Genomic DNA, 11764 nt, shown 5'->3' on the forward strand with positions numbered 1-11764 from the left:
TCTAATTCGGCTATTGATATAGCACCGGCGCGGGTAATTGCCAGATCGGCATAGTGCATCATTTGAGTGAGATTACTGTTAAAATCGAAGATATACAGCCCCTGTTTGTCCTTGTGTTTGCGGGCAAACATATCGAAAGTAGTTCTTCCTGTTTGCCACAATATTTGCCACCTCCCCTCCAAGAGAACGTTTATGATGCTGGAAACAGAGTTATTTATTGCAAGCGATCCTTGCGAGCCTCCCGTTATCAGTAAAGTATCCTTACCGCTTTGCAAACCAACGCTTTCCAAAGTAAAACATGTCGTAGAATCTGCTTTAATAATGGGGATTCCCATATTTCTAATACTGGTTGATTTTAAATACTTTCTGCTTTCTTCAAAAGATATGTAAAGCCGATTTAAATACTTAGCCAAATACTTAGTAGTGATACCGGGATAGGAATTGCTCTCGTGCAAAAAGCAGGGGATCTTTTTACTGATGGCAGCAACGGCAACTGGTCCCGCTACAAAGCCTCCAGTGGTAATAACTCCATCAATATTTTCACGCTTGATAATCTTGCGGGCTTTTAAAACACTGCTGGTTAGGAAGTAGGGGAAGAGCAGGTTTATAGGTTTGAAACTGCGATAGAGCTTGTTTATTTTAATGTAGAAGAAAGGAATCTTAGCTTGCTTTGCCAATCTTTCTTCCATACTAAATGAGTTGCCGATAAATATGCACTTATGCCCTTTATTAATTAGTTCTTTTGCCAATGCTAAAGCTGGGATTATGTGCCCGCCCGTTCCGCCTGCACCAAAAGCAAATATCACAATGTCCTCCTTTGGGCGCTAATGTTTAGAATAATGCCCACAGCTATGCTATCCATCAGCAATGCACTTCCTCCATAACTTATGAAAGGAAGCGTATTACCGGTGGGGGGAAGGATGCTCATGGCAACCCCAGTATTAACCAATACATTGCAATAAATGTTCATCGCCATCCCGGCAGCTAAGAACTTTAGATATCTATCCTCTTGCTTCTCAGCCATTTTCAAACTAGCAAAGAAGAGGGTTGAGTGCAGTAGAAAAACAATCATAGCCCCCAAATATCCGCTTTCCTCGCCAATTATAGTATAAACATAATCTGTACGGGCTTCTGGCAAATAATAATGTTTTGCCCTTCCGCGCGCAATTCCGGTACCTAATAGCCCGCCGCTGGTGAGAGCCGTAAGGCTTTCTCGAACCTGGTAATCTGCATCTGCTGTAGCCGAGAGATCCCGTTCTCGAAAAAATAAACTGTATTTCTTGTAAGTGTGCAAACGCTGCATCCTAAAACTTGCTCCTTTTAGGATTATCAGAGAACCTACAATAAGACCCAAGCCTAATATAATCAAGAGAATTCTTTTACGGATGCCAGCATACAACAGCATGCCCATCAGAGCCATTCCACCTATAATGATTGCAGATAAGTGTTTTTCTACTAAGATTAGAATAAATACAATGGCAGTAAGCAGAGTTAGCGCAGGAAAGTTTTCGGGAAAACGAAGTATATTTTTGGTATCTCTAAGCAATTGATTTTTCTTGTCCAACACACTAGCATAGAAAAATATGAGGGCTATGCGAGCAAAGAATGAAGGCTGGAAACTAAACAAACCAAAGTTTAGCTGTCGCGTAGCGCCTTTAATGGTTGAGCCCTTAACAAGAACCCAAACAAGCATAAAAATTGCGATATATACAAGCCAAGTATTAGTAAAGCGAAGCTTGGGTAAATTGAAGAAGTATAAAATGAGTATTGCCGCAGTGGCAGAAATTGCCAAGAAGATCAAGTGCCTATAGAAATAAGCCATGGAACTTTGCACAGAAGTGATATCAACCATCACAATCAAGCCTATCACGCATAGAGCGAGGTAAGAAAAGAAAATCGTACGGTCAAAACCGACGATATAAGTACTAAGCCTGTTCCTTTTCACGCTTTAGTTTCCTTACAATTTCTTTAAATGTATTGCCGCGGTGTTCGAAATTCTTGAATTTATCAAAACTTGCGCATGCGGGGCTTAGTACAATGCTATCTCCCATGGTTGCTTCATCCAAAGCTAATCTGATACATTCTTCAAAATCATCTACCAAAATTAAGGGAACTTTGCCTAACCACGCCTGTTGCATTTTGTAGCGAGAATCTCCGGTTATGTATGCCCGTACTGCATGATCATGCAAGCTCTGGGTAAGTTGCGAGTAGTCTTCTCCTTTATCTGAACCTCCCAGAATAATGCGGATAGGGCGCTCAAACGATTCTAGTGCACTTTTTACGGAATCTGTGTTTGTTGCCTTCGAATCGTTATAGAATTGTACTCCATTTATGCTTGCTACGTATTCCAAGCGATGAGGTAATGGTTTAAAGCTTTTTACTGCTTCCATGGCTTGAGGGATATCCAATTCTAAGGCTTGCGCACAAAGCAGTGCCGCCATAGCATTAAGCTGATTGTGGGGACCCTTGATGGGGAGATCAAAAATTGAAAGACTATTATCTCCTATGCAAATAAACTTGTCTTCCAAATGAGCTGGCGCATTTTTGGCGTCTCTACTAAAATACAGTTTCCAAGATTGCAGACTAATCGCTCGCTTAGTAATTTCCTCAGAATCGAAGTATAGTACGGCAAAATCTTGAGGACTTTGGAAGCGGAAAATATTCATCTTGCTGGAGCAATAATCTGCAAAACCTTTATACCGGTTAAGGTGATCAGGCGTAAGATTAAGCAGAACAGCCACATCGGGAGAAAAACTGGTAGTAAGATCAAGCTGAAAACTACTTATTTCCAAAACGATGTATTCAATACCGGGTTTATGAATAGGAAAACTACAAAATGCATCGCCGATATTTCCTGCCAAAACACAAGATTTTCCCATGCTTTGAATAATGTGATATGTGAGACTGGCGGTTGTACTTTTACCATTTGAGCCTGTGATAGCAATAACCTTACTATCGTTAGCCTTTATTTGCCAACCGAATTCTATTTCGGAGATCATTCTGATATTAGATTTCTTGCCCCTTTTTATAATGGGTGAATTTAAGGGAACGCCAGGGCTTACTATCCAAACGTCACAATCTAAAAGTTTGTCGGTATGTCCTCCAAATTCACAATCGAAATCTTTAACAAGATCTTCTGCAAAGGGAATTTTATCTTTTGATAACAAGTCACTTAGAAATGCAGTTCCACCTAATTCTTTAATTTTATATGCCGCTGCTATGCCGCTGCGCGCCATTCCCAAAATGCCATATTTTAAAGACATATCGAACATTATTTATCCTCTATCGTAGTTTTATAGTACTTAAGCCAACGGCAACCAATAAAATCGCCACAATGTAAAAACGAATCACGATTTTGGTTTCATGAATACCCTTAAGTTCGTAATGGTGATGAATTGGTGCACATAAAAAAATTCTGCGACCAGAACCGAACTTTTTTTTGGTATACTTAAACCAAGTGCGCTGCATTATAACGCTAAAAGTTTCTAATACAAAGATTAATCCAATTATTACCAAGAAAATCTGTTCTTTAAGCAGGATAGAAATTACCGCAAGAATTCCTCCTAATGCCAAAGAGCCCGTATCTCCCATGAATACCTGAGCGGGATAGCTGTTATACCATAAAAACCCGATCAGAGCTCCCATCATGCCAGAAATAAATACAGTAAGCTCGCCAGCGGTAGAGATAAACTCCAGATTAAGATAACCTGCGGCAACAAAGTTACCCTTCAAATAACTCATAATGCCCAAGCCCAAAGCAGAGAAGGCTAGAGTGCCTGCAGCAAGTCCATCTAAGCCATCCGTAAGATTTACTGCATTTGAGCTTCCGATTATCATAAACATAGCAAAAGGGATAAATAGCCAGCCTAAAGGTAGAATTAGGTTTTTAAAGAAAGGAATTTGTAGATTGGTGATATTATCTGCTGGACTAGCATTGTAATATATGGCAAGAGTAAGAATAAGTGCTATTGAAAGCTGTCCCCAAAGCTTATATTTGGGAATTAAGCCCTTTTTGGCCTTAATAAAGTTCTTCAAATAGTCATCCAAAAATCCCAAGATTCCCAACCATAAGGTGCTGAGATATACCATAAGGATTGAAGAATTTGTAAGGATATTCCAAAATAGGGAAGATATCATTAATGCTACCAAGATAATGAGTCCACCCATGGTAGGGGTGCCTGCTTTTATCTGATGCTTTTCTGGCATATCTTCATCGATGCTTTCTACTGCTGCTCTCCGTTTTAACATATTTATGAAGGGGGGGCCAAACAATAGCGTTAGAATCAATGCGGTTATAAAAGCACCAATGGAGCGAAAGGTTACATAACGAAAAACGTTAAAAACTATGGAGTAATCTGCCAAAGGATATAGTAGATGGTACAGCATTAAGCCTCTCCTTTAAGGTGTGGTAAAACTTTTTCCAGATGTATCCCATGTGAAGCTTTTACAAGAATAACTGCGTTGGGTGGAAACTGGGGCAGTTCTGCCACGAGCATGGCGGAGCTAGCGAAGTGCTTATCTGGGTTAGCGTGGTAAAGAAGTGAGTATATTCCTACGCTGTATATATTTTGTTCACTTCTTTCCGATAAGATCGCCCCGATCATTTTATGATACAAATCTGAGCTTTCACCCAGTTCAAGCATATCCCCTAAAATAGCATAATGAGGCAGATGCGGTTGCCATTTATGCCAAAATTCTATTGCTGATTGCATGGATACAGGATTAGCATTGTAACAATCGACAATCAAATAACCATCGTAACGAGGCAATATCTGCATACGCATATCCAAAGAAACAGATTCTTTAAGTGCACTCTGGATCTCCAGATTGCTAAATCCCATTTTTTGTGCTAATACGATAGCAAAAGCTGAATTGATAATATAATGCGGAGCTTTGTAGGGTATCTGCCAGTGATGTTCATTTATATAGAAACTAATTCCGGTTTCGCTCTCTTCGATCCCACAGATTCTATAATCTGCATTTTCGGCATAACCTATGCTTGAACCATCTTCTTTATATACATCAAATCTGGGATCATCGGCAGGGAAAAGCCGTAAATCTAAAGCTCGGTGAAACAATTCGCTTTTTTCGTTGAATACACCATCTTCATCTTTGAAATACTCAAGATGAGAGGGACCAATATTCAAGATAATTCCGGCATCGGGCATAAGGGTATCTGAAAGGAGTTTTATTTCTCCAAAGTGATTAGTGCCCATTTCGAAGATTCCATATTGATGCTTGGGTTCTATCCGAAGAATCGTTTTACAAAGCCCTATGAGATTATTTTCATTCTTTAGGGTTTTCAAAATACTTTGTTTGGCAGAAAACACTTGTGCTATAAGCTCTTTAGTGCTTGTTTTACCTGTAGATCCGGTAAGAGCGATCTTGTATATATCGAACATTTGTAGGTATTTATGTAGGCAGCGCGCTAGTAGTAGTTCGGGGTTTTCAGTTATAATACAACGTGAGTTTGTTATTGCCGCATTTGCAGTTATAGCCATAGTTTCTGGCTTTTGCAGTACCTCTGTCACAAAATTATTACCATCGTAGTTCTCGCCCTTAATGGCGAAAAATACGCTTTTAGGTTTAATGTTTCTACTATCAGTTGAGATATAATGGTAACATTTTGGTTCCAGATAAGTGCTTGTGTCGGGTTCATTTCCGGCAATAATATTCAACAGCATTTTATCTACAGGAAGGATTAGTTCTTCCTCAGTCTTGTCTATTGGGATATTTTCCAATGAGGATATTGCTACTAATTGATCGCTGAAATCATAGCGAATACCATTTATTTCTTGATAGGTTTCGTGACCCTTGCCGCATATCAATACGATATCGTTTTTTCTGGCAAGTCTTATGGCGGCTGCAATTGCCTTGCCTCTATCCCGAATAATCCACCAAGGTAAATGCCAATTGCTATCTTTCACAATTTCATAAATTATTCTTTCCGGATTTTCAAAGCGAGGGTTATCATCTGTAACAATTATGGCGTCGCTATAGCTTAATGCTGCTTTGAGCATGAGGGGACGTTTCCCCTTATCCCTATTGCCCCCTGCGCCAAACACTGTAATGATGCGCCCATGAGGTATCTGCTGCATGCTCTTTAATACATTAGTTATAGCATCGGGACTGTGGGCATAATCTACATACACGCCTATTCCAAGATTATTGGAAACAGATTCTATTCTGCCTTTCACCGGTTTCAAGTTTTGGCAGAGCGTAGCAAACTCAATAGGGTTTATGCCATAGGCATATAATGCCGCACATGCTAGAGCCAAATTATCAACATTGAAGGTTCCGGTTAAAGGACTTTCAATATGGCAAGATTCAAAGAGATTAGAATTAAGCGTAAATTCTGAACCTGCAAGATTAACCTTGCTACTGGTAATCCATATATCACTATCAGGTTTTACGCCAATACTTATCGCCTTTCCGCCAATTTCTTTTATCCGCTCAAGAATGCGAGCGCCATATTCATTATCAGTATTGATAACGCTAATGGCAGAATTTGCCGCAGCTCGCTCGAACAATAAGTATTTTGCTTCGAAATACTCATCCATATCCCGGTGAAAATCCAAATGATCCCTGCTGAGATTTGTAAATAAACAATAGTCAAAATGAATGCTGTAAACTCTATCTAGAGCAAGAGCATGAGAACTTACTTCCATCACTACATGGGTAATTCCATAGTCTAGCATTTGCTTCAAGATTGTATTCAATTCTAAAATATCTGGAGTTGTGTGTGCGGTTGGAAAATCCTCATCCAATATCTTATAGCCTAAAGTACCTATCCAAGCACATTTGATTCCCTTTTGCATTAAGATCTGATGCAATACAAGTGATGTGGTTGTTTTTCCATTGGTTCCGGTAACCCCAAATATGGTCAATTTGGATGAGGGATTATCGTAAAAAAGCTTGGCATATAGTGCTAAAGCCTTGCGGCTATCGGTAACAGTAATGTGAGTTTCATCTGTTTCACCAATACAATAGCTTGCTCCGGCTTGAATTACTTCCGCAATATAATCGTGACCATTGAAATTCTCGCCCTTGATTGCAATAAAGCAATTGCCGGGCTTTATTAATCTATGATCGCAAACCGGGCTTGCCAAAGATATTTTCCCCTCGATTTTACTGTTTACCAGTATCTTGTGCTGCTTATACAGGTTCAATAAATCCAAAATCATAACGATGCCTCCAGAATGCAGATACTGCCGCTGCTAATACGCGAACCCGGTAAAAGAGATTGTTTGCGCACAATGCCGTTACCTATTATGCGGATGGGGATGCTTTGTTCGGAAGCTGATTTTACGGCTTTACGCAAGGTAAGACCCACCAAATCTGGCATACTCCCTTTTGCGAGAATTTCGTTTGTACTTGTGTGTTTACTAACCCCAATTTTGAGAGTAATGGGATGGTTTTTATCTACCGAAATGCCTGCCTTGGGAAATTGATCTGTAACTACAGAAGCACTATCGGGACCTTCAATCTTATATAAAAACCCATATCGGTTAAGGCTGTGTTCTGCTGCTTGGATGCTCATGCCCATCAAATTTGGCATCTTTAGTGAAGTTTGCAATAGACGTTCATTATATGGAAGAATCTGACAATCGGGCATGAAGAGGATATTTTCTACTATCTTTTTGAAAGTGGGCGCTGCACTCATCGAGCCAAACCGATAGTAATGTGAGGGCTCATCGTAGAAAACCACAACCACCATCTGAGGGTCTTCCATAGGGAACATTCCGGCAAATACCGCATTGTACTTACCGCTGGAATAGCCTCTGGTTCCTTCTACGTTTTTTTCTGCAGTACCTGTTTTACCGCCCACACTAATGTAATCCATTTTGATATGAGTTGCAGTGCCATCGTCAACTACATCCTGAATGTATGAAAGCATAGTATCGCAAGCTGCTTTTGAAGATACTTGTCTTAGCACTGAAGGTTCGAAACTTTCAACAATTTCACCGCTATCATTACGAAAACTATCCACAATAATTGGCTTCATCATTTTGCCACCATTTGCAATAGCGCTGTAAGCAGTAGCCAGCTGAAGGGATGTTACCGAAATAGACTGACCAAAGGAAAGCGAATGCAACGAGTAGCCATCCCAGTTCTCTAGCTTGGCAAACATTCCGCTTGATTCTCCAAAGAGACCAAGAGCACTTTTTTGCCCAAAACCCAAGGATATATACTCTTCATAAAGCTTAGTTTTGCCGGTTCGCTCAGCTATTTTTGCCACACCCACGTTGCTGGATTTTGATATAATCTCTCTGGGCGTAAGGGGCCCATAATCATGAGTATCGGTAATAACTCGTCTGCCTATCTGATAGCGACCACATTCAATGCGTTCGGTAGGTTTTACCAGTTTGTGTTCCAATGCAGGTAGCATACTAATTGGCTTGAGAGTGCTGCCCGGTTCATACATAAAGCTCGCCGGAATATTGGATTTTGTACGCACCACATTCTGATCGTCTTCAATATCCTTGCTCGAAACACCAGCCAAAGCCAAGACTCTGCCGGTTTTAGGTTCCATAACAACTGCGCCGCCATGTGCTGCGCCATACTTTTCAACACCTTCATAAAGAGCATTTTCTACAATTTCTTGAATATTGGCGTCGATAGTAAGATATATACTATTGCCATTATGGGGCTTTTTTTCATGTAAATCTGGATATGGCACTCTATTACCATTAGCATCCAGAACAATTTCACGCCAACCATATTCACCGGAAAGAATCTTATCGTAAGTAGCTTCTATTCCGCAGATTCCAGAAAGCTTGTATAAAGACTTACTGTCTGTCATGGGATCGTAGCCATTTGAAGCTTCACTAACTGCGCCCATTAACCGCGCAGCCAATATTCCTTTAGAATAGATTCTGCGCATAGAAGAAAAATTGTGGATCAATCCGGGGATTTTTTTGCTATTAAACTCTTGAATGATCTTATCCAATTCAGCTTCACTGATGCGGTTGCTTATTTGTATCGAAGTATTTTTACTGCCCATATTCATACGGCGTAAGATAGCGCTTCTTTCTAAATTGCTGTTGTTGGCTATAAGCTCGGTAACCATATTAAAAGCTTCGCTTTGAGAGTATTCTTTTTTTTGCGCCCATGTATTTACTGCAGCACGGTCGATATCCAGTTGATAGTAACTCACACTGGAAACCAGCATATTCCCCTTGGCATCAAAAATAGCTCCCCGTCGAGGTATAAGTATTTCTTTGCGTGGAATATACCGCACTCTTCTGAGATGAGCAAAATTGAATGGATCCAAAATCTGGATGCTGAACAGATATGCACTCCACAACAGAGCTGCGACGCCAAAGAGAACTAGCAATAAATAGAAGCGAGACCGCATGACATCAATCGAGCATAATGCTTACGTTCTTGGCTTCGGCCCGAGAGGCGATAAGATCTATTATGCAATAGTTGCTGCTCTCTTGACTGGGCGAAGGTTCGTGTACATAAATGATGCTTCCTTCTTCGTTATCGGGGATAAACTGACTCATTTCTACCCGGACTAAAGAAGATATATGGCGACCACTACGCAAATCATCATGTTCTACCAATAGCTCGGTATTGATGTTTTTCTCGGCATTATAGGTTTTTTCCACGTTTGAGAAGCGTCGAGTATAGCTAACTACTTTGTTGTTGTTAAAGAAATTAAAAAAACCGCAAATTATTACCGTGATTATCAGTACGATAATTCTACCTCTCATTTTTTCCCCCATTTCTTTTCTGCCGCCCGTAGCTTGGCGCTGCGGGAACGAACATTAGATGATATTTCTTCGGAATCTGCAAGCAGAGGCTTGCGCGTTAGGATCTTAATATGGCTGTAATGTGAACATACACAATGAATTATTGATGGCGGACAGATGCAATCTTTCTCTGCCAGCTTGAAAGTGTTCTTAACGATGCGATCTTCCAAAGAGTGATAGCTTAAAACTACTATTCTGCCCTCAGGATTTAACAAGTTGATGGCATCGTTCAGAGCAGAAGATAGTGAAGCAAGCTCATCGTTTACGCATATCCTCAAAGCCTGAAAGATTCGTACTTTGGTTTTAAGAGATTCTTTAGTTCCAGAACCGATTACGCTCTCGATAATCCGGGCAAGCTCGGATGTGCGAATAATGGGTTGTGTTTGCCTGAAGCGCTCAATCGCTCCGGCTATCTTGCTGGCAGCCTGTTCTTCGCCATAGTCCTTAAATATCTTCTTTAAATCCTGTTTGCTATACTCATTTACTATTTGCTGGGCGTCCATTTTTGCATCTCGATCCATACGCATGTCCAAATCTGCATCGCGATCAAAACTAAACCCGCGTTCAGTATTATCCAATTGATGAGAGCTTACTCCCAAATCAAAAAGAATCCCATCTATTCCCTTTACCTTATTATAGGCTAGCTGGGTGCGTAAAGATTGGAAATTTGCTTTTATTAGAACCGGTGAGTATTGATCTAGTCTTGCCGAGGCGGCTCTTATAGCTTCTTCATCCTGGTCGAATCCATAGAGCCGGATTTTGGGTTCTTGCCGATACATTGCCCACGCATGACCTCCACCACCTAAGGTTGCATCAACATATATCTTACCCGGTTGCAGATTCAAATAGCCAAGACATTGATTTACCATTACCGGTTCATGGTATGAACTCATAGCTGATAGTCCTCGCTGGTAAAAGTGTCCCTATGGGCTTTCAGCTTGCTCTCGCGTACCTTGGCATATATTTCCGGATTCCATAGCGAAATATAATGCCCCTCACCTTTAATTATTACGCTATCTTCTATGCCTACTTCATTTAAAAGTAACTCATGAATTCGTACTCGGCCAGGACCTTCCAATTCTTGCTCCATCATGGCAAAATCAATCAGTTGAGTGCGTAAGCGCTTGGAGCGCTCATCGCCATCTTTCAAACGCTCAAGAGTACTTTTCCAGCAATCCAAGGGATAAATTGCAATAGTATTCGAAGGCCCCATGGTTACCACTACAGAGCGCATTGCAGATTCGGAAAATTTCTTTTTGAAACTTGCCGGAATAATTACGCGCTGTTTGTGTACTGAGTTTTCGAAGATACCTAAAAATTCACCGGACATGCTAATTCCTTTCTTTGAGTTTTGAACCTAATTTGAGCGAGAAAAGCTTTTGGAGCTGATCTGCAGAGTCTATTTTGAGAAATTTTGAACTTTTATGAGTTATTCTGACATCCAGTGACACCTTTATGACATCCCTCTTTACTTGTCAAGTATAAAAATGCATATTTTTCATTTTTCTCGGAGGAAAGATAGCTAAATAATTGAAATTAATAAGAGATAGTTATGTAGATTCAGGGAGATTTGCAAATCCGCTCATTGAAAATTGCAGATGGCTGATTGATAAAAATGAAAATTGTCTTTGCGGTTCCTTAGAATCATGCTGCCGAGCAAAAATAGAGAAAACGATGCAAACAGAATCGATAACAAAGATGCTAATATCAAGGGATAACCTCATTGGGACAGAGGCAATAAAGAACCCATAGAAATCAAGCTATTATGTATTCGAAACACGTTTAGCTTGACACAAAAGAACAAAGCCAAAACTATGCAATTATTCGGTTGGGCGTAAGGATATTATGAAAATTGGCTATACAGTATTTTACATATTTGAATCTGCAAGATTGCAGAGCAAGGGTATGAAGTAGGGACATCGTGAACAGATTAGAGTAGACACATCGCTAACGCTTTTTTTTTACTGAATAGCATGGAGGTAATAGACCATGCCTTGGAAAGAGAA

Annotated in this window: 9 protein-coding genes; all 9 read right to left on the bottom strand. The window is 40.3% G+C overall.

Going from position 1 to position 11764, the window contains the following annotated elements; all coding sequences use genetic code 11:
- Positions 1-806: UDP-N-acetylglucosamine--N-acetylmuramyl-(pentapeptide) pyrophosphoryl-undecaprenol N-acetylglucosamine transferase (locus LHW48_11285; protein ID MCB5261030.1), on the bottom strand; the 806-nt coding region annotated here is incomplete at its 3' end.
- On the bottom strand, positions 803-1945 hold the full coding sequence (locus LHW48_11290) for an FtsW/RodA/SpoVE family cell cycle protein (GenBank protein MCB5261031.1): 1143 nt from the start codon (positions 1943-1945) through the stop codon (positions 803-805). The genes LHW48_11290 and LHW48_11285, both read right to left, overlap by 4 nt.
- Entirely contained in the window at positions 1926-3272 is a 1347-nt protein-coding gene (gene murD / locus LHW48_11295) for a UDP-N-acetylmuramoyl-L-alanine--D-glutamate ligase (GenBank protein MCB5261032.1), read from the bottom strand. Before murD ends, LHW48_11290 begins: the two co-directional genes overlap by 20 nt.
- A gap of 10 nt (positions 3273-3282) precedes the next feature.
- Positions 3283-4386, bottom strand: a complete 1104-nt coding sequence (gene mraY, locus LHW48_11300) for a phospho-N-acetylmuramoyl-pentapeptide-transferase (protein MCB5261033.1) — start codon at positions 4384-4386, stop codon at positions 3283-3285.
- Positions 4386-7184, bottom strand: a complete 2799-nt coding sequence (locus LHW48_11305; GenBank protein MCB5261034.1) for a UDP-N-acetylmuramoyl-L-alanyl-D-glutamate--2,6-diaminopimelate ligase — start codon at positions 7182-7184, stop codon at positions 4386-4388. The genes mraY and LHW48_11305 overlap by 1 nt, the downstream gene beginning before the upstream one ends.
- Positions 7181-9358 (bottom strand): PASTA domain-containing protein, encoded by a 2178-nt coding sequence (locus LHW48_11310; protein MCB5261035.1) that lies wholly within the window; start codon positions 9356-9358, stop codon positions 7181-7183. The genes LHW48_11305 and LHW48_11310 overlap by 4 nt, the downstream gene beginning before the upstream one ends.
- Positions 9359-9362: 4 nt before the next feature.
- Entirely contained in the window at positions 9363-9719 is a 357-nt protein-coding gene (locus LHW48_11315; GenBank protein ID MCB5261036.1) for a hypothetical protein, read from the bottom strand.
- Positions 9716-10651 carry a 16S rRNA (cytosine(1402)-N(4))-methyltransferase RsmH gene (gene rsmH, locus LHW48_11320; GenBank protein MCB5261037.1) on the bottom strand — a complete coding sequence of 312 codons (936 nt, stop codon included), beginning with the start codon at positions 10649-10651 and terminating at the stop codon, positions 9716-9718. Before rsmH ends, LHW48_11315 begins: the two co-directional genes overlap by 4 nt.
- On the bottom strand, positions 10648-11088 hold the full coding sequence (locus LHW48_11325) for a protein MraZ (protein ID MCB5261038.1): 441 nt from the start codon (positions 11086-11088) through the stop codon (positions 10648-10650). The genes rsmH and LHW48_11325 overlap by 4 nt, the downstream gene beginning before the upstream one ends.
- Between the last annotated feature and the right edge of the window lie 676 nt (positions 11089-11764).

Source organism: Candidatus Cloacimonadota bacterium (genome assembly GCA_020532355.1).
Lineage (GTDB): Bacteria > Cloacimonadota > Cloacimonadia > Cloacimonadales > Cloacimonadaceae > UBA5456.